Annotated in this window: 14 protein-coding genes and 2 tRNA genes; 12 read left to right on the top strand and 4 right to left on the bottom strand. The window is 60.8% G+C overall.

The features are described from left to right. The first annotated feature begins 62 nt into the window (after window positions 1-62). From ASD95_RS21330 to ASD95_RS21275, 12 genes are all read left to right on the top strand, one after another. A complete protein-coding gene (locus ASD95_RS21330) occupies window positions 63-1,562 on the top strand; it encodes a bifunctional ADP-dependent NAD(P)H-hydrate dehydratase/NAD(P)H-hydrate epimerase (RefSeq protein ID WP_056725466.1) in 1,500 nt (499 codons plus the stop codon). Then, window positions 1,550-2,020, top strand: a complete 471-nt coding sequence (gene tsaE / locus ASD95_RS21325; protein ID WP_056725465.1) for a tRNA (adenosine(37)-N6)-threonylcarbamoyltransferase complex ATPase subunit type 1 TsaE — start codon at window positions 1,550-1,552, stop codon at window positions 2,018-2,020. Before ASD95_RS21330 ends, tsaE begins: the two co-directional genes overlap by 13 nt. Continuing rightward, window positions 2,021-3,451 carry an N-acetylmuramoyl-L-alanine amidase gene (locus tag ASD95_RS21320; RefSeq protein ID WP_056725463.1) on the top strand — a complete coding sequence of 477 codons (1,431 nt, stop codon included), beginning with the start codon at window positions 2,021-2,023 and terminating at the stop codon, window positions 3,449-3,451. After that, window positions 3,448-5,358 (top strand): DNA mismatch repair endonuclease MutL, encoded by a 1,911-nt coding sequence (gene mutL, locus ASD95_RS21315; protein ID WP_056725462.1) that lies wholly within the window; start codon window positions 3,448-3,450, stop codon window positions 5,356-5,358. Before ASD95_RS21320 ends, mutL begins: the two co-directional genes overlap by 4 nt. Beyond that, window positions 5,358-6,329: a tRNA (adenosine(37)-N6)-dimethylallyltransferase MiaA gene (miaA, locus tag ASD95_RS21310; RefSeq protein ID WP_056725461.1), complete on the top strand. Its 972-nt coding sequence runs from the start codon at window positions 5,358-5,360 to the stop codon at window positions 6,327-6,329. Before mutL ends, miaA begins: the two co-directional genes overlap by 1 nt. Before the next feature lie 93 nt (window positions 6,330-6,422). Beyond that, window positions 6,423-6,683, top strand: coding sequence for an RNA chaperone Hfq (hfq, locus tag ASD95_RS21305; protein ID WP_003221112.1), 261 nt, complete (start codon window positions 6,423-6,425; stop codon window positions 6,681-6,683). 12 nt (window positions 6,684-6,695) lie between these two features. After that, window positions 6,696-7,997, top strand: coding sequence for a ribosome rescue GTPase HflX (hflX, locus tag ASD95_RS21300; protein ID WP_008048071.1), 1,302 nt, complete (start codon window positions 6,696-6,698; stop codon window positions 7,995-7,997). Window positions 7,998-8,093: 96 nt separating this feature from the next. Beyond that, complete coding sequence (gene hflK, locus ASD95_RS21295) at window positions 8,094-9,269, top strand: FtsH protease activity modulator HflK (RefSeq protein ID WP_056725459.1); 1,176 nt, start codon at window positions 8,094-8,096, stop codon at window positions 9,267-9,269. Next, window positions 9,269-10,138: a protease modulator HflC gene (gene hflC, locus ASD95_RS21290; protein ID WP_056725458.1), complete on the top strand. Its 870-nt coding sequence runs from the start codon at window positions 9,269-9,271 to the stop codon at window positions 10,136-10,138. The genes hflK and hflC overlap by 1 nt, the downstream gene beginning before the upstream one ends. 312 nt (window positions 10,139-10,450) lie before the next feature. Continuing rightward, window positions 10,451-11,638 (top strand): ATP phosphoribosyltransferase regulatory subunit, encoded by a 1,188-nt coding sequence (locus ASD95_RS21285; protein WP_056725456.1) that lies wholly within the window; start codon window positions 10,451-10,453, stop codon window positions 11,636-11,638. 54 nt (window positions 11,639-11,692) lie between these two features. Beyond that, complete coding sequence (locus ASD95_RS21280; RefSeq protein WP_046039830.1) at window positions 11,693-12,982, top strand: adenylosuccinate synthase; 1,290 nt, start codon at window positions 11,693-11,695, stop codon at window positions 12,980-12,982. 150 nt (window positions 12,983-13,132) lie between these two features. Further along, on the top strand, window positions 13,133-15,067 hold the full coding sequence (locus ASD95_RS21275; RefSeq protein WP_056725454.1) for a methyl-accepting chemotaxis protein: 1,935 nt from the start codon (window positions 13,133-13,135) through the stop codon (window positions 15,065-15,067). Window positions 15,068-15,187: 120 nt separating this feature from the next. Here the strand turns inward: ASD95_RS21275 and ASD95_RS21270 are convergent, their stop codons facing one another. The 4 genes from ASD95_RS21270 to ASD95_RS21255 all read right to left on the bottom strand — a co-directional run bounded on the left by ASD95_RS21270 (window position 15,188) and on the right by ASD95_RS21255 (window position 18,278). Continuing rightward, entirely contained in the window at window positions 15,188-16,744 is a 1,557-nt protein-coding gene (locus tag ASD95_RS21270; RefSeq protein WP_056725451.1) for an ABC transporter permease, read from the bottom strand. Further along, window positions 16,744-17,754: an extracellular solute-binding protein gene (locus ASD95_RS21265; RefSeq protein WP_056725448.1), complete on the bottom strand. Its 1,011-nt coding sequence runs from the start codon at window positions 17,752-17,754 to the stop codon at window positions 16,744-16,746. Before ASD95_RS21265 ends, ASD95_RS21270 begins: the two co-directional genes overlap by 1 nt. 183 nt (window positions 17,755-17,937) lie before the next feature. Then, a tRNA-Leu gene (locus ASD95_RS21260) sits at window positions 17,938-18,024 on the bottom strand. Window positions 18,025-18,191: 167 nt separating this feature from the next. Further along, window positions 18,192-18,278: transfer RNA gene (locus tag ASD95_RS21255), tRNA-Leu, on the bottom strand. Window positions 18,279-18,314 lie beyond the last annotated feature (36 nt).

The raw sequence follows: 18,314 nt of genomic DNA, 5'->3' as shown, positions 1-18,314 counted from the left end.
AGACGAGAGAAACCGGAGCTGAGGTGCGTATAATTCTGCCAGACATCGGAGCCCGAAGACGCATGCCGCACACTAAAGATGAATTACCCGACGCGCTGTACAGTGCCGCCCAGGTGCGAGCGCTCGACGCGAGCCTGATCGCCGCCGGCACAGCGGGCTTCGAATTGATGCAGCGCGCGGCGCGGGCGACGTGGCGGGCGCTGGTGCGGCAATGGCCGACCGCGAACGAACTGAGCGTGCTGGCCGGGCATGGCAATAACGCAGGCGACGGCTACCTGGTGGCTGTGTTGGCCCAGCGTGCCGGTTGGTCGGTGCGGGTGCTGGCGGTGGGGGATCCGCAGCGCTTGCAGGGGGATGCGGCGTTGGCCCATGCCGAGGCGGTGTCCGAAAACGTGCTCATCGAGCCCTGGACGGCACAATCCGGATTGCGCGGCATCGTGCTGGATGCTTTGCTTGGCACCGGTCTGAGCGGTGACGTGCGTGATCCCTATGCCAGCGCCATCGTCGCGATCAATGCCAGCGGGCTGCCGGTTGCGGCGGTGGATATTCCGTCAGGGTTGTGTGCGGATACGGGGCGCATCCTTGGTCATGCCGTGCGTGCCGACCTGACGGTCACGTTCATTGGCTTGAAGGTGGGGTTGTTCACCGGCGAGGCGGCCAATGTGGTCGGTGAGCTGGTGTTCAACGACTTGCACGCGGACCCACAGCTAATAGAAGGCGCTGCTTTCTCCGCCCGTCGCCTGACCGCTGCTAATCTGCCGCGTCCAATGGCGCGGGCACAGGCTTCCCACAAAGGTAAGTTCGGCCATGTGTTGCTGATCGGTGGCGACCGTGGGTTGGGTGGCGCGATCCTGCTGAGCGCGCAAAGTGCGCTGCGCAGCGGAGCGGGCATGGTGTCGGTGGCGACCCGCAGCGAACACGTGTCCGCCGCGCTGGCGCGGATCCCCGAGGCGATGGTGCTGGGCACTTCGTCGGCCAATCAATTGATGGGGTTGCTTCAAAAAATTTCTGTGTTGGTTGTCGGCCCGGGGCTGGGCCAGGCTGGATGGGGGCGCAGCTTGTTGTCGGCCGCTGCCAATGCACCGCTGCCGCAAGTCTGGGACGCCGATGCGCTGAACATGTTGGCCGAGGAGCGTGTGAGTTTGCCCGGTAATTGCGTGATCACTCCGCATCCGGGCGAAGCGGCACGCTTGCTTGGGGTGAGCACTGCCGACGTTCAGTCTGACCGTCCCGCCGCAGCCCATGCCTTGAGCAAAAAATATACAGCTGTCGTCATCCTGAAAGGTGCCGGCAGCCTGATCGCCCATCCCGATGGGCGTCTGGCGCTGTGTCATCAGGGGCACCCGGCCATGGCCACCGCCGGTTTGGGCGATGTGCTGGCCGGTCTGGTCGGCGCATTGCTGGCCCAGGGCATGGAGCCATTCGACGCAGCCTGCCTGGCGGTCTGGCTGCACGCCAATGCCGGGGCGCAACAAGGAAAATCGGGCCGTGGGCTGGCGGCCAGTGATCTGATCCCAGCCATTCGTCAATTGTTGGAGGAGCAAGCACCGTGTCTGAAGTAACCCTGTATCTGGCCGATGAGCTGGCCATGAGCGACTTTGGCGCACGCATTGCCCGAATCACCCAAGGCCATGGCCTGATCTTCCTTGAGGGTAACCTGGGGATGGGCAAAACCACGTTGTCCCGAGGCATCATCCGCGGTCTGGGGCATGTCGGGGCAGTCAAAAGCCCGACCTTTACCCTGGTTGAGCCCTACGAGATCGGCGACATTCGCGCCTTCCATTTCGATTTGTACCGTCTGGTCGATCCGGAAGAGCTAGAGTTCCTCGGTATCCGCGACTACTTCGAAGACGATGCCCTGTGTCTGATCGAATGGCCCGATAAAGGTGCAGGCTTTTTGCCAAAGCCTGACCTGACCATTACCATTAGCCCGCAAGACAGCGGGCGTTCGCTGAAAATTTTATCCCAGGGCTCGCGTGGCGAGGCCTGGTGTGCCGCTTTGGCATTGGAATCCAAATAGATGATGGGGTTAGGTATGCGCTTTCGCGCGTTGGTGGCTGCCGTAGGGGTGTTGTTTTTGGCGGTGACCGTCGACGCTGTGGCCGATTCGAAGGTCAACAGTGTTCGTCTGTGGCGGGCACCGGACAACACGCGACTGGTGTTTGACCTGACCGGCCCGGTGCAACACAGCGTTTTTACCCTGACGGCTCCGGATCGCCTGGTCATCGACATCAATGGCGCGACCCTCGGTGCGCCGCTCAACGTCAATACCTCGAACACCCCGATTACCGCCATGCGCTCGGCCCAGCGCACGCCGACCGACCTGCGGGTGGTCATCGACCTGAAAAAGGCCGTGACGCCGAAAAGCTTCTCCCTGGCACCGAACGCCCAGTACGGCAACCGGTTGGTGGTCGATCTGTTCGATAACGCCGCAGACGCCGCGCCTCCTCCAGCGCCGACACCGTCGGTCGCCACTGTGCCTGCCGTACCGGTCACGCCGACGGAGCCTGCTATCAAATTGCCGCCAGCCCCGGCCGGCAAACGCGACATCATTGTGGTGATCGACGCCGGTCACGGTGGCGAAGATCCGGGGGCTTCCGGCTCCCGAGGCCAGCGCGAGAAAGACGTGGTGCTGCAGATCGCCCGCGAAACCCAACGCCAGGTCAACGGCATGAAAGGCTTCCGCGCCGAACTGACGCGTACCGGCGACTACTTCATTCCGTTGCGCGGCCGTACTGAAATCGCCCGCAAGAAAGGCGCCGACCTGTTCGTCTCGATTCACGCCGACGCCGCGCCGTCTGCCGCTGCATTCGGTGCGTCGGTGTTCGCCTTGTCCGACCGTGGTGCCACCTCGGAGACCGCCCGCTGGCTGGCCGACAGCGAAAACCGCTCCGACCTGATCGGTGGCGCCGGCAACGTCAGCCTCGATGACAAGGACCGCATGCTCGCCGGCGTACTGCTTGACCTGTCGATGACGGCATCCCTGACCTCCAGCCTGAACGTTGGCCAGAAAGTCTTGAGCAACATCGGCCGGGTGACACCGCTGCACAAGCAACGGGTTGAGCAGGCCGGGTTCATGGTGCTGAAATCGCCGGACATTCCGTCGATCCTGGTGGAAACCGGGTTTATCTCCAACGCCAACGAAGCCTCCAAGCTTGCCGCGTCGAGCCACCAGCAGGCGCTGGCGCGTTCAATCAGCAGCGGCGTGCGCCAGTTCTTCCAGCAGAACCCGCCACCGGGCACTTATATTGCCTGGCTGCGCGACTCCGGCAAGATTGTGCAGGGGCCGCGTGATCACCGCGTCAACCCGGGCGAGACCCTGGCGATGATCGCCGTGCGCTACCAGGTTTCGCCCGCGACCCTGCGCAGCGCCAACAACCTGTCGAACGATGAGCTCAAGATCGGTCAGCACCTGACCATTCCGGGCACTGAACTGGCGGCCAAAGAATGAATCAGGTCGTGAACAACGGCGCGCGAATCGAGCTTCTCAGCCCGCGACTGGCGAACCAGATTGCCGCGGGTGAGGTGGTCGAGCGGCCGGCTTCGGTGATCAAGGAACTGCTGGAAAACAGCCTGGATTCCGGCGCCAAGCGCATCGACGTCGATGTGGAGCAGGGCGGCGTCAAGCTGCTGCGGGTGCGCGACGATGGCAGCGGCATTTCCGCCGATGACCTGCCGCTGGCCCTGGCCCGTCACGCCACCAGCAAGATCCGCAACCTGGAAGACCTCGAACAGGTCATGAGCCTGGGGTTTCGCGGCGAGGCCCTGGCATCGATCAGCTCCGTTGCGCGCCTGACCCTGACTTCCCGCACCCGCGACGCCGATCAGGCCTGGCAGGTCGAGACCGAAGGTCGTGACATGGCGCCCCGCGTGCAGCCTGCGGCCCACCCGGTGGGCACTTCGGTTGAAGTGCGCGACCTGTTCTTCAACACGCCAGCGCGGCGCAAGTTTCTCAAGACCGAAAAAACCGAATTCGATCACCTGCAAGAAGTGATCAGGCGCCTGGCCCTGGCGCGCTTCGATGTGGCGTTCCATCTGCGCCACAACGGCAAGACCATCCTCAGCCTGCACGAGGCCCATGATGATGCGGCCCGTGCCCGGCGCGTGGCGGCGATCTGCGGTCCGGGTTTCCTGGAGCAGGCATTGCCGATCGAAATCGAGCGCAACGGCCTGCATCTATGGGGGTGGGTCGGCTTGCCTACCTTCAACCGCAGCCAGGCCGACCTGCAGTATTTCTTCGTCAATGGCCGTGCGGTGCGCGACAAGCTGGTGGCCCACGCGGTACGCCAGGCCTATCGCGACGTGCTGTTCAACGGTCGGCATCCGACGTTTGTGCTGTTTTTCGAGGTCGATCCGACCGGCGTCGACGTCAACGTGCACCCGACCAAGCACGAAGTGCGCTTCCGTGAAGGGCGCATGGTTCACGATTTCCTCTACGGCACCCTGCACCGCGCCTTGGGCGATGTGCGCCCCGACGATCAACTGGCAGCGCCGGTCGCCACGGCCATCGTCCGGCCTACCGGCCTTGAAGCCGGTGAATTCGGGCCCCAGGGCGAAATGCGCCTGGCCGCCAATGCGCTGCTGGAACAGCCACAGGCTCAGCCGTCGTTCAATACGCCGGCGGGCTCGGGTTCGGGCGCGGGTTATCAGTATCAATACACGCCGCGACCGCAGTCCGGTGTGCCTGTCGCCGAAGCGCAGGCTGCCTATCGCGAATTTTTTGCGCCGCTGCCCGAGGCTAATGCCGTCGCGCTCCCGGAGGGGCAGGACGACATCCCGCCGCTGGGTTATGCACTGGCCCAACTCAAGGGCATCTACATTCTTTCGGAAAACGCCCAGGGACTGGTGCTGGTGGACATGCATGCCGCCCACGAGCGGATTATGTATGAGCGTTTGAAGGTGGCGATGGCCAGTGAGGGCCTGAGCGGCCAGCCGTTGCTGGTGCCGGAGTCCCTGGCTGTCAGTCAGCGTGAAGCCGATTGCGCCGAGGAACATGTCGCCTGGTTCCAGCGCCTGGGCTTTGAATTGCAGCGCCTGGGCCCGGAAACCCTGGCGATCCGGCAGATCCCGGCACTGCTCAAGCAGGCCGAGGCCAACCGGCTGGTCGCCGACGTCTTGGCTGATCTGATGGAATTCGGCACCAGTGACCGCATTCAGGCGCACCTGAACGAATTGCTCGGGACCATGGCCTGCCACGGCGCGGTTCGTGCGAATCGGCGCCTGGCCTTGCCGGAAATGAACGGTCTGCTGCGTGACATGGAAAACACCGAACGCAGCGGTCAATGCAACCATGGCCGACCGACCTGGACCCAACTGGGCCTGGACGATCTGGACAAACTGTTCTTGCGCGGTCGTTGATGAGCCAGTTCCCACCTGCGATTTTCCTGATGGGCCCGACCGCCGCCGGCAAGACTGACCTGGCCATCGAGCTCACAAAGGTCCTGCCTTGCGAGTTGATCAGCGTCGATTCGGCGCTGGTCTACCGTGGCATGGACATCGGCACCGCCAAGCCCTCCAAAGAGTTGCTGGCGCAATACCCGCATCGTCTGATCGACATTCTCGACCCGGCCGAGAGCTATTCGGCCGCGGATTTCCGCCGTGACGCTCTGGAAGCCATGGCCGATATCACCGCGCGCGGAAAAATTCCGCTGCTGGTGGGCGGCACGATGCTCTATTACAAGGCTTTGGTTGAAGGTCTGGCGGATATGCCGGCCGCCGATCCCGAGGTCCGCGCGCAAATCGAAGAAGAGGCTGAGCGCCTTGGCTGGCAAGCCTTGCACGACCAGTTGGCGGTCATTGACCCGGTTTCCGCGGCGCGGATTCATCCGAACGATCCGCAGCGTTTGAGTCGAGCACTGGAAGTTTATCGTGTCAGCGGTCAGAGCATGACTGCCCTGCGTTTGCAACAAAGTGCGCAAAGTACTGAAGCAGCCGCTTCGGGACACCAACAATTGCCCTATACTGTCGCGAACTTGGCCATTGCTCCGGCAAATCGTCAGGTACTTCACGAGCGAATTAAACAAAGATTCACTTTAATGTTGGAACAGGGATTCATTGACGAGGTCGTAGCCCTGCGTAATAGAGGTGACCTGCATGCCGGGATGCCGTCTATACGTGCAGTAGGCTACCGCCAGGTCTGGGACTACCTGGATGGCAAGCTGACGTCAGCCGAGATGCAGGAGCGTGGAATCATTGCCACGCGCCAATTGGCGAAACGCCAGTTCACCTGGCTGCGCAGTTGGACTGATCTGCATTGGCTGGACAGTCTGGATTGCGACAATCTGCCGCGCGCCTTGAAATACCTTGGGACCATCTCCATATTGAGCTGAGTCCTTGCAATTGCCGTCTATCCTTGGGGGTGTGGCGGCCAAAGCCATCTGATTACCTATTTTTTATATTGAATCCTTAAAGGAGTGCGGCACATGTCAAAAGGGCATTCGCTACAAGACCCTTACTTGAATACTTTACGTAAAGAGAAAGTTGGGGTGTCCATCTACCTGGTCAACGGTATCAAGCTGCAAGGCACGATCGAGTCTTTCGACCAGTTCGTTATCCTGCTGAAAAACACCGTAAGCCAGATGGTCTACAAACACGCTATCTCTACAGTGGTGCCGGTTCGTCCAATTCGTCTGCCTAGCGCAACCGAATCCGATGCAGGTGACGCTGAGCCAGGTAACGCCTGATAGGAGTCTCCTTTGTTCTTTGAGCGCCACGGTGGTGGTGAGCGAGTCATCCTCGTTCACTTGGATGGACAGGACCCTGAGGCGCGCGAAGATCCGCAGGAGTTTCAGGAACTGGCTAATTCGGCGGGTGCCGAGACCGTTGCGTTTTTTAACGTGCCGCGTCATCGGCCAACCGCCAAGACCCTGATTGGCAGTGGCAAGGTCGAGGAACTGCGCGACCTGGTCAAAGCCGAGCAGGCCGATCTGGTGATTTTCAATCACATCCTCACACCCAGTCAGGAACGTAACCTCGAACGTGTTTTCGAGTGTCGCGTGATCGACCGTACCGGTTTGATTCTCGATATTTTCGCCCAGCGCGCCCGTACCCATGAAGGCAAGCTCCAGGTCGAACTGGCCCAGCTTGACCACATGAGCACCCGGCTGGTTCGTGGCTGGACTCACCTTGAGCGCCAAGGTGGCGGTATCGGTATGCGTGGCCCGGGTGAAACCCAGCTGGAAACCGACCGCCGTTTGCTACGGGTTCGCCTGCGGCAGATCAAGGGGCGGCTGGAGAAAGTGCGCAGCCAGCGCGAACAGTCGCGCCGTGGCCGATCGCGTGCGGATATTCCTACCGTGTCGCTAGTGGGGTACACCAACGCCGGTAAGTCCACGCTCTTCAATAACGTGACGAAATCCGACGTCTACGCAGCTGACCAATTGTTTGCCACGTTGGACCCGACCCTGCGTCGTCTGGATATAGACGACCTGGGGCCGATTGTCCTGGCGGACACTGTGGGTTTCATTCGCCACTTGCCCCACAAGCTGGTCGAAGCATTTCGGTCTACCCTCGAAGAGTCGAGCAACTCCGATCTGTTGTTGCACGTGATCGATGCGGCCGAACCGGATCGCATGTTGCAGATCGAGCAGGTAATGGTGGTGCTCGGCGAGATTGGTGCTCAGGACTTGCCGATCCTCGAGGTCTATAACAAACTCGATTTGCTTGAAGGCGTTGAGCCACAAATCCAGCGCGACGAAAACGGCAAGCCCCAACGGGTCTGGCTGTCGGCGCGTGATGGCAGTGGTCTGGAATTGCTTGAGCAAGCCATTGCCGAGTTACTGGGCAGTGATTTGTTTGTCGGTACCTTGCGCTTGCCGCAACGATTCGCTCGACTGCGTGCGCAGTTCTTCGAACTCGGTGCGGTGCAGAAAGAAGAACACGACGAAGAAGGCATCAGTTTGCTGGCCGTTCGTTTGCCCCGGGTCGAGTTGAATCGACTGGTAAGCCGCGAGGGATTGCAGCCGATGGAATTCATCGAGCAACACACTTTGCAATAAAAGCCTGAGAAAGCGGTTGTGCCGTGGTGACAGGCATTCTGTAGCATTGGTCGGCGCGCCGTGGGTGCGTCTTTGCTTTATCAGATGGAGAGCGCTATGGCTTGGAATGAGCCGGGTGGCAACTCGAATAATCAGGATCCTTGGGGTGGCAAGCGTCGTAACAACGGCGATCGCAAGGGGCCACCGGATCTCGACGAGGCCTTCCGAAAGCTGCAGGAAAGCCTGAACGGTTTGTTCGGTGGCGGTAAGAAACGTGGTGGTGACGATGGTGGTGGTCCGGGCAAGAGTGGCGGCTTTGGCGGCCTGCTCGGCATCGGCCTGGTCGTGTTGGCCGCCGTTTGGCTGTACAGCGCGGTTTATGTCGTCGACGAGCAGGAGCAAGCTGTAGTGCTGCGCTTCGGCAAGTACTACGAAACCGTGGGGCCGGGCCTGAATATCTACTTCCCGCCGATCGACAAGAAGTACATGGAAAACGTCACGCGTGAGCGTGCCTATACCAAGCAGGGCCAGATGCTGACTGAAGACGAGAACATCGTCGAAGTGCCGCTGACCGTGCAGTACAAGATCAGCAACCTGCAGGACTTCGTGCTGAGCGTCGATCAGCCGGAAATCAGCCTGCAGCACGCGACCGACAGCGCCTTGCGCCATGTGGTGGGTTCCACCGCGATGGACCAGGTCCTGACCGAGGGTCGTGAGTTGATGGCCAGCGAGATCAAGGAGCGTCTGCAACGCTTCATGGACACCTATCGCACCGGTATCACCGTTACCCAGGTCAACGTACAGAGCGCAGCGGCACCGCGTGAAGTCCAGGAAGCCTTCGATGACGTGATCCGTGCCCGTGAAGACGAGCAGCGTTCGCGCAACCAGGCCGAAACCTATGCCAACGGCGTCGTGCCGGAAGCTCGTGGTCAGGCCCAGCGTATCCTTGAGGATGCCAACGGTTACCGTGACGAGACTGTCTCGCGCGCCAAGGGTGAGGCCGATCGCTTCACCAAGCTGGTCGCCGAGTACCGCAAGGCCCCTGAAGTCACCCGCCAGCGTCTGTACCTGGACACCATGCAGGAAGTCTTCACCAACACCAGCAAGGTTCTCGTGACCGGCAACAAGAACGGCCAGAACAACCTGCTGTACTTGCCGCTGGACAAGATGGTCGAAAGTGGTCGCAGCACCAGCACTCCGGTGACCAGTGCGGCAGCCACCAGCAATGAAGCGAATGCGCGTGCGGCAGCTGATCTGCAGCAACAGCAAGCACGTACCAGGGAGAGTCGCTGATGAGCAATAAATCGCTGATCGCCCTTATTGTCGGCGTCGTCGTGGCGATCGCTGCCTGGAACTGCTTCTACATCGTGGCTCAGACCGAGCGTGCGGTGTTGCTGCAGTTCGGTCGCGTGGTCCAGACCGATGTTCAGCCAGGCTTGCATGTGAAAGTGCCTTACGTTAACCAGGTGCGTAAATTCGACGCACGCCTGATGACGCTGGATGCACCGACACAACGCTTCCTGACGCTGGAAAAGAAAGCTGTGATGGTCGATGCCTACGCCAAGTGGCGCGTGAAGGACGCAGAGCGTTACTACACCGCGACTTCCGGTCTCAAGCAGATCGCCGACGAGCGTCTGTCCCGTCGTCTGGAATCGGGACTGCGTGACCAGTTTGGTAAGCGCACCCTGCACGAAGTGGTGTCGGGTGAGCGTGATGCGCTGATGGCGGATATCACGGCTTCGCTGAACAAGATGGCCGAGAAAGAGCTGGGCATCGAAGTAGTCGATGTTCGGGTCAAGACCATCGACCTGCCCAAAGAAGTGAACCGCAGCGTGTTCGAACGTATGAGCACCGAGCGTGAGCGTGAAGCTCGCGAGCACCGCGCCAAGGGTAACGAGCTGGCCGAAGGCATTCGTGCCGACGCCGATCGTCAACGTCGCGTGCTACTGGCTGAAGCCTATCGTGAATCCGAAGAGGTTCGCGGTGACGGCGATGCCCAGGCAGCTGCGATCTACTCCAAGGCCTACGGTCAGGATCAGGAGTTCTACGCGTTCTACCGTAGCCTGCGAGCCTACCGTGAAAGCTTCGCGAACAAATCCGACGTATTGGTCCTCGACCCAAGCAGCGACTTCTTCCACTACCTGGAAAAAGCCAAGCCTTGATACGGCGTTGACCTGATTTATCCCCCGCCGGGCGGCTAAAACCTCTGGCGGGGTGATCCTTTGGGAAAACGTGTGTATGATGCGGCAGCCGGGAAATTCCCGGCTTTTTTGCGTCTGCATGTTTGATTGCTGTTTTAAAGCAGATGCCGGGCCGATTGGCTCGACAGTTTTTCGAGGAAAGTGGTTGGCGAAGCCGGTAGAAGGGCTTTTCGCTCCGTCGCTCATGCGCGTGGTTTGTGCGCAAGCCGATCATTTTCTGCTTCACTCAAGGCTCGCCGACAGGCTGGTCGCCCGGAGATAGGGGAAGGCGTAATGGCAACGGTAGACCGCTGGCTTCTGCCAGATGGCATCGAAGAAGTACTGCCACCGGAAGCTGCGCGCATTGAAGTCGCGCGTCGTCAGGTGTTGGATCTGTTCCAGGGCTGGGGTTACGAGTTTGTCGTGACTCCCCATATCGAGTACCTGGAATCCCTGCTGACCGGCGCAGGCCAGGACCTGGATCTGCGCACCTTCAAGGTCATCGACCCGCAATCGGGCCGTCAGATGGGTTTCCGTGCCGACATCACGCCGCAAGTGGCGCGCATCGATGCGCATACCCTGCGTCGTGAAGGTCCAAGCCGCCTGTGCTATGCCGGTAGTGTCCTGCACGCTCAGCCTCGCGCCTTGTCGTCCTCGCGCAGCCCGATTCAACTGGGTGCCGAGTTGTACGGCGACGGCAGTCCGAGCAGCGACGTCGAAGTCATCAGCCTGATGCTGGCCATGCTGCAACTGGCCGATGTGCCGGATGTGCACATGGACCTCGGCCATGTCGGTATCTACCGTGGCCTGGCCCGTGCCGCCGGTTTGTCCGGTGAAGTCGAGCAGCAGTTGTTCGATGCCTTGCAACGTAAGGCCATCGACGAGGTCATTACCTTGACCGAAGGCTTGCCTGCCGATCTGTCGGGCATGCTGCGGGCGCTGGTCGACCTGTGTGGCGGTCGTGAAGTGCTGGCTGCAGCCCGCGAGCGTCTGGCCAAGGCGCCGGCACCTGTTCTGGCCGCGCTGGACGACTTGCTGGCGATTGCCGAGCGGCTGTCCGTGCGTTTCCCTGAGCTGCCGCTGTATTTCGACTTGGGCGAGCTGCGTGGCTACCACTACCACACCGGTGTGGTGTTCGCCGTGTTCGTGCCGGGTGTTGGCCAGTCCATTGCCCAGGGCGGTCGCTACGACGACATCGGCGCCGACTTCGGTCGCGCCCGTCCGGCAACCGGCTTCTCCACCGATTTGAAAACCCTGGTGACCCTGGGGCGTGCTGAGATCGAGCTACCGTCTGGCGGTATCTGGATGCCTGACAGTACGGATGCGGCACTCTGGCAGCAGGTTTGCCAGTTGCGCAGTGAGGGTCAGCGTGTCGTTCAGGCCTTGCCTGGACAACCTTTGGCCGCCGCCCGTGAAGCGGACTGCGACCGGCAATTGATTCAGCAGAACGGGCTTTGGCAAGTATCGCCACTGGCTTCTTGAGTTTTCCTGCCGGCTGCTGCCGGCACCAAGTTTGCGCGAATGAGGACAAGTGTTATGGGTAAGAATGTCGTAGTCCTGGGCACCCAATGGGGTGATGAGGGCAAAGGCAAGATCGTTGATCTGCTGACCGAACATGCTGCCGCCGTAGTGCGTTACCAAGGTGGCCACAACGCTGGCCACACTCTGGTGATCGACGGCGAGAAGACCGTCTTGCACCTGATCCCGTCGGGCGTGCTGCGCGAAGGCGTGCAGTGCCTGATCGGCAACGGCGTGGTGGTTGCACCTGACGCCCTGCTGCGCGAGATCACCAAGCTGGAAGAAAAAGGTGTGCCGGTGCGCGAGCGCCTGCGTATCAGTCCGTCCTGCCCGCTGATCCTGTCCTTCCACGTAGCGCTGGACCAGGCTCGTGAAAAGGCCCGTGGCGAGCTGAAGATCGGTACCACCGGTCGCGGCATCGGCCCGGCCTACGAAGACAAGGTTGCACGTCGTGGCCTGCGTGTGGGCGACCTGCTCAACATGCCGCGCTTTGAAGACAAGCTGCGTGAACTGGTGGATTACCACAACTTCATGCTGGTGGGTTACTACAAAGAGCCAGCCATCGAATTCGACAAGACCCTGGCCGAATGCAAAGAATACGCTGAGCTGCTCAAGCCGCTGATGCTCGACGTGACTGCCGAGTTGCACGACCTGCGTCGCGCTGGCAAGGACATCATGTTCGAAGGCGCCCAGGGTTCGTTGCTGGACATCGACCATGGCACCTACCCGTACGTGACCAGCTCTAATACCACCGCTGGCGGCGTTGCTACCGGTTCGGGTGTTGGCCCCATGTTCCTGGACTACATCCTGGGCATCACCAAGGCTTACACCACGCGTGTAGGTTCGGGTCCATTCCCGACGGAGCTGTTCGACGAAGTCGGCGCGCACCTGGCTAAACAAGGTCACGAGTTCGGCGCGACTACCGGCCGTGCTCGTCGTTGTGGCTGGTTCGACGCTGTTATCCTGCGTCGCGCTATCGATGTGAACAGCATCTCGGGCATCTGCCTGACCAAGCTGGACGTGCTTGACGGTCTGGAAACCATCAACATCTGCGTCGGCTACAAAGATGCAGAAGGCAAGGCCGTTGCCCCGACTGATGCTGACAGCTACGTGGGCCTGCAGCCTGTGTACGAAGAAGTGCCGGGCTGGACCGAATCGACCGTGGGCGCCAAAACCCTGGAAGAGCTGCCAGCTAACGCTCGTGCTTACATCAAGCGCGTCGAAGAGCTGATCGGCGCGCCGATCGACATTATTTCGACGGGCCCGGACCGCAACGAAACCATCGTCCTGCGCCATCCGTTTGCTTGATAAGTTGTTGATGTAAAACACAAAGGCCCCTTAATTGGGGCCTTTGTCGTTTATGCCTGTTGGACGGCATGACCTTTGCTATTAGCTTTGCCTAAAACGTCACTTTTGGCGTGCCATCAATTTAATGGCGCTTTTGCAGAGGGATATCAAGTGTCGGCCGTTCTCTCATTGTTACAAAGCCGTTTGTTGCGGCCCGTGTTCGTTACCCTTGGTATCGCCCTTTTGGTGCAGGTGCTGGTAGCTGTCGCTCTGACCCGGAGCACGGTGACCGCGCTGGAGGCTGATCTGGGCATGCGCCTGGGTGCGGACAGCCAAAAGCTTTCCGCTGAGCTTGAGCAGGCGGGGCGCGAAGTCACGTCGAGCCTCGACAGTCTCTCCACCAGTACCCGCCAGCGCCTGACGGCCGGTTTGTCCTCGCGACTGAAGGACGAGCAGGCGCAGTTGCGCGCAACGCTGGAAAAAGACCTGAAGGACTCCGCCGGCGACATGGCGCAGCTTCTGGCTTCCGTCGCGCCCCGCGCCATGTGGGACAACGACGTTCCGACACTTTCCGAGTTCGCTCGCCGCGCCCAGCGCAATCCCAACGTGCTGTTCGTGGTGTATGACGACGCCACCGGCCAGCACCTGACGCGCTACCTCAACCGGGAAAACCCGATCAACAAGGCGTTGCTGGAAAAAGGCCAGGGCGAGCGTGCGCTGGACAAGGTGCTGGATGCGGCGAAGAACGATCCTTCGGTGTTCTACATCGAGGCCCCGATCAATCCTAACGGCGTAGAAATCGGCAAAGTCCTGATGGGGGTCTCGACCGCTTCGGTGGAGACTGACCTGGCGGCCCTCGACAAGCGCTTCTCGGCCTTGATCGCCAGCAGCGATCAACTGGTGGGCGACAGCCTCAAGGGCGCGGCCGCCGACAGCGCCACGGCCATGCGCTCGCGCCTGCAGTCGGCGCAGTCCACGGCGGCTGAAATGAAGGCCAATACCACCAGCACCGTGCAGGAAGCCGCTACGACATTGCGCTGGCGCATCGGCGTGTGTCTGGCGGTGGTGGGTTTTGGTGTCCTGCTGTTGTTGGCGGTGGTACTCGGTCGCCGAGTGGTCAATCGCCTGAAAATGCTGATCGTTGCCATGGATGACCTGGCGGCGGGCGAGGGTGATCTGACCAAGCGTGTGCAGATCAACAGCAAGGATGAAATCGGCGACATGGCCTCGGCGGTCAATCGCTTTGTGGATAAGTTGCAGCCGATCGTGCGCGAGGCGGGTGATGTAGCCCAGCGTACCGGCGTGGAAATCGGTGCCATGACTTTGCGCAACGCCGGTGCGGATGCGGCGGCTGGCATGCAGCGTGATGAAGTGGCGGAGAGTTTGCGTGCGCTGTCGCAAATGGCTGATGAAGCCCAGTCGGAAAGCCACGCCATGCAGGCGGCGCTGAAACAGGTGGTGGATATTCGTCAGGCGACTGACGAAAACACCCGGACCTCGGCGAAAGTCGGCAGCCTGATCGAGGCGTTGGCGGGTCAGGTCAACACTGGCGCCCAGGTGATCGAGCGTCTGGCGCAGCAAAGTGAGCAGATTGAGGTGGTGCTGACAGTGATTCACGGTATCGCCGAGCAAACCAACCTGCTGGCGCTGAACGCGGCGATTGAAGCGGCGCGTGCCGGCGAGACCGGGCGCGGGTTTGCCGTGGTGGCCGATGAGGTACGGGCGCTGGCGAGCAAGACACAAAGCTCCACCGGCGATATTCAGGCGCACATCGTCGCGTTGCAGCAAGGCGCGCGTGAAGCGGTGGCGGCGATTGGTCAGGCCGGGCGCCAGGCCAATGAGGGTTTGCTGGTGCTGCGCGACAGTGCGCGGTTGCAGCAGTCGGTGCAGGCATCGGTCGAGCAGGTCCATGCGGCGATCGGTCTGGCCACCCAGGCGGCGGCGCATCAGGCGCAGGGCGCGCAGGCAGTGCGGGGGCGGGTCCAGACCATTCACGCCCAGGCCGAGAAGGCGGCGCAGGCAGTGGTGGAGACCACGGCGAGCGGTAAGGTGCTCGATGGTCTGGCGGCGCAGTTGAAGGCGAGCCTGGGGCAGTTCAGGGCTTGATCTATTGTCTGTGCCGGCCCCTTCGCGAGCAAGCCCGCTCCCACATTGGCTCTTCGTGAACATCATATTTGTGTTCGACAGAGGACTACTGTGGGAGCGAGCTTGCTCGCGATGGCGGTCTCAGCGGCTCAGATACATCCGGGTCGTCAGCAGATAGACCGGCAACCCCGACACCACTATCAACAACGCCGCATAGGGCGCCGCCGCCGCAAACTCCACGTTCGCGGTATGCGCCCAGACTTCCGTCGCCAGCGTGTTGAGTCCGGTTGGACTCAACAGCAAGGTCGCCGTCAGTTCCTTCATCGCATCCAGGAACACCAGGGCAAAAGCCGCCCCCAGCGCCGGGAAAATAATCGGCAGTGTCACTCGGCAGAAAGCACTGAATGACGAGGCGCCCAATGTGCGTGCCGCCTCCTCAAGTTGTGGCGCCGCCTTGTTCAGGGCGGTGCGGATCGGCGCCTGGGCCAGTGGCAGAAACAGCAGGGCATAGGCGATCAGCAGCAATGCCGAAGTCTGGTAAAGCATCGGCACGTAGTGCAGGGCGAAATACACCAGAGTCAGGGCAATGACCAGTCCCGGCAGCGCATGCAGCAGATACGGCAGACGCTCGGCCCAGATCGCCAGCCGGCCTTTGTGGCGCACGACCAACAGGCCGACTGGAACCGCCAGCACCAGGCACAGCGCCGCGCCACCCAGCGACAGTGCTAGGGATGACAGCAATGCTTCGCCAATTGCCGCCGCGGGAAAGGCTGCCGATGATCCCACCGCAAGCCAATAGGCCAGCATGCCCAGCGGAATCCCGCTGCCAATGATTGCCAGCAGCAGGCAGTAAAACTGTCCCGCCATGGCCCATGGGCCCAGTTGAACCTGTTCCGCGCGTCGCGCCGCACCCTGGCCGGTGCGCACGTGTCGACCCTTGCCGCGCACGCGCAACTCCAGCCACAGCAGTGCCAGGCACAACATCAGCAGTACGGCGGAGAGCATTGCCGCGTTGGCATTGCTGAACTCGAGTTCGAACTGTTGATAGATCGCCGTGGTGAAGGTTTGCAGGCCGATGATCGACAAGGCGCCGAACTCCACCAGCATGTGCAGGGCAATCAGCAGCGAACCCGCCAGCAGCGAAGGCCAGAGCAGGGGCAGGGTGACCTTGAAAAATACGCCCCAACGATTCTGCCCCAGCGTGCGCGCGGACTCTTCGAGGGATGGGTCAAGGTTGCGCAGTGTTGCCGCCACGGGCAGGAAAATCAGCGGGTACTTGGACAGGCTCATTACCAGGATAGCCCCGCCAAGTCCCTCGAAATGAGCGCTGAGGGAAACCCAGGTGAAGCTGCTGACAAAGGCTGGAACGGCGAACGGCAGGCAGAGGATCACGCCCCACAATCGTCGACCCGGCAGATTACTGCGCTCCAGCAACCAGGCCAGCGACAGGCCGATTACCCCGCAAACAGCGGTGACCCCAATCATCAGTGCGAGTGTGTTGCGCAGCAAGCCGAACACATAAGGTCGCCAAAGCAAATGCAGCGCTTGTGCCCAGCCCGCCTGCCAGGCTTTCAGGCCGACATACAGCAGAGGCAGGAGACTGAGCGCCACCAGCAGCAACACAGGCAATATCAGCCAGATAGACGGCCGCTTGCGCCGTGGTGCGCAGGCGTGATGCGCGGACAGTGAGGCACCCATCAATTCAGGCCAACATCGCGTTCCAGGTCCAGCGCTTCTTCGGCGTTGCCGAGGTCGGCAGGCGTGACTTTTGGTGCTTCCAGTTCGCTGAATGGCTTGAGCCCGCGATCTGATTCCATGCCTTTGTGCAGCGGGTATTCGGCGGTGGTCTGGGTGATCACGCGCTGGCCTTCTTCACTGGCCATGTAGGCGAGCAATTGCTGGGCTTCTTTTGGATGTTTGCTGGATTTCAGGACGGCAGCGCTGGAAACGGTGATCAGCCCACCGACATCGCCGCCAGTGAAGTAATGCAGCTTCGAATCGAGCTGGCCTTTTTCACGCTGCAGGGCGAACCAGTAGTAATTGTTCACCAGCACGGTGGCGACTTCGCCATTTTCCACCGCTTTCAATGCAACCATGTTGTTGCTGTAGGTCTTGCCGAATGCGCGCAGACCAGTCAGCCACTCTTCGGCTGCGTCCATGCCGTGGACCTTGATGATCGCCACCGCTTGTTCCTGGAAAGCGCCGCTGGTAGGAACGAAACCGACCTTGCCTTGCCATTTCGGATCGGAGAACTCCATCACCGAGGTCGGCAGGTCTTTTTCATCGATCAGCTTGGGGTTGAACGCAACGACGCGCACCCGGGCGGTCACGCCAATCCAGGTGCCGTTGCCAGCGACGTATTCCTTTGGCAGAACGGCCAGCGTGGCGTCATCCGTCTTGGCCAGCAGGCCTTGTTCGCCGAGTTTGTTCAGTGGCGGCGATTCTTCGGTGTAGATCACGTCGGCGGGGGAGCGATCGCCTTCTTCGACGATCTGGCTGGCGAGCTGGTTGCTACTGCCTTTGCGCACATTGACGTGGATCCCGGTCTTGGCTTCGAAGGCTTTGGCGACTGCGTCGCCGACTTCTTTGTGCTGGCCGTTGTAGAGGGTCAGGGCAACCGGGTCGGCGGCTTGGGTGAGGGGAGTGGCGAGTGCCAGGCCGAGGAGGGTGGTGATCAGGCCGCGGCGCAGGGTATTTCGAAACATCATTCGCAGGGTTCCTCACTGTCACATTGCAAAAACTTGTAACAATGATAAACGATATTGCTTCTCAAATGCGCTTTGTGAGGTGAGCTCCTACAGGGGGCGTGTGTGGTTTTCAAATGCCAGAAACGCAAAAACCCGCTTTCGCGGGTTTCTGTGAAATCCAAGGTCTTGACCTTGGATTTGAATTGGTGCCCAGAAGAAGACTCGAACTTCCACGACCTTGCGGTCACCAGCACCTGAAGCTGGCGTGTCTACCAATTTCACCATCTGGGCATTCATCTTCAGCGTTGCCGCTGTTGATGTGGCGCACTATACGGAGAGCATTTTGATCTGTAAACCCCTGATTCTAAAAATAATAAACCAGTGGTCAAAAATGCAAAAACCCGCTTTCGCGGGTTTTTGTGTGAGCCTTGAAATTGAACTAATCTCAAGCTCGAAATTGGTGCCCAGAAGAAGACTCGAACTTCCACGACCTTGCGGTCACCAGCACCTGAAGCTGGCGTGTCTACCAATTTCACCATCTGGGCAGTATCGGCAACGTTGTCCGTCGTCGATGGCGCGCA

This window comes from Pseudomonas sp. Root71 (assembly GCF_001429045.1).
GTDB lineage: Bacteria > Pseudomonadota > Gammaproteobacteria > Pseudomonadales > Pseudomonadaceae > Aquipseudomonas > Aquipseudomonas monachiensis.
This window is presented reverse-complemented; position numbering and strand designations above follow the sequence as displayed.

Coding starts and splice junctions, on each gene's coding strand:
- miaA (WP_056725461.1), top strand. CDS start 5,358: ATGAGCCAGTTCCCACCTGCGATTTTCCTGATGGGCCCGACCGCCGCC.
- ASD95_RS21280 (WP_046039830.1), top strand. CDS start 11,693: ATGGGTAAGAATGTCGTAGTCCTGGGCACCCAATGGGGTGATGAGGGC.
- hflK (WP_056725459.1), top strand. CDS start 8,094: ATGGCTTGGAATGAGCCGGGTGGCAACTCGAATAATCAGGATCCTTGG.
- ASD95_RS21330 (WP_056725466.1), top strand. CDS start 63: ATGCCGCACACTAAAGATGAATTACCCGACGCGCTGTACAGTGCCGCC.
- ASD95_RS21270 (WP_056725451.1), bottom strand. CDS start 16,744: ATGGGTGCCTCACTGTCCGCGCATCACGCCTGCGCACCACGGCGCAAG.
- mutL (WP_056725462.1), top strand. CDS start 3,448: ATGAATCAGGTCGTGAACAACGGCGCGCGAATCGAGCTTCTCAGCCCG.
- hflC (WP_056725458.1), top strand. CDS start 9,269: ATGAGCAATAAATCGCTGATCGCCCTTATTGTCGGCGTCGTCGTGGCG.
- hfq (WP_003221112.1), top strand. CDS start 6,423: ATGTCAAAAGGGCATTCGCTACAAGACCCTTACTTGAATACTTTACGT.
- ASD95_RS21265 (WP_056725448.1), bottom strand. CDS start 17,754: ATGATGTTTCGAAATACCCTGCGCCGCGGCCTGATCACCACCCTCCTC.
- ASD95_RS21320 (WP_056725463.1), top strand. CDS start 2,021: ATGATGGGGTTAGGTATGCGCTTTCGCGCGTTGGTGGCTGCCGTAGGG.
- ASD95_RS21285 (WP_056725456.1), top strand. CDS start 10,451: ATGGCAACGGTAGACCGCTGGCTTCTGCCAGATGGCATCGAAGAAGTA.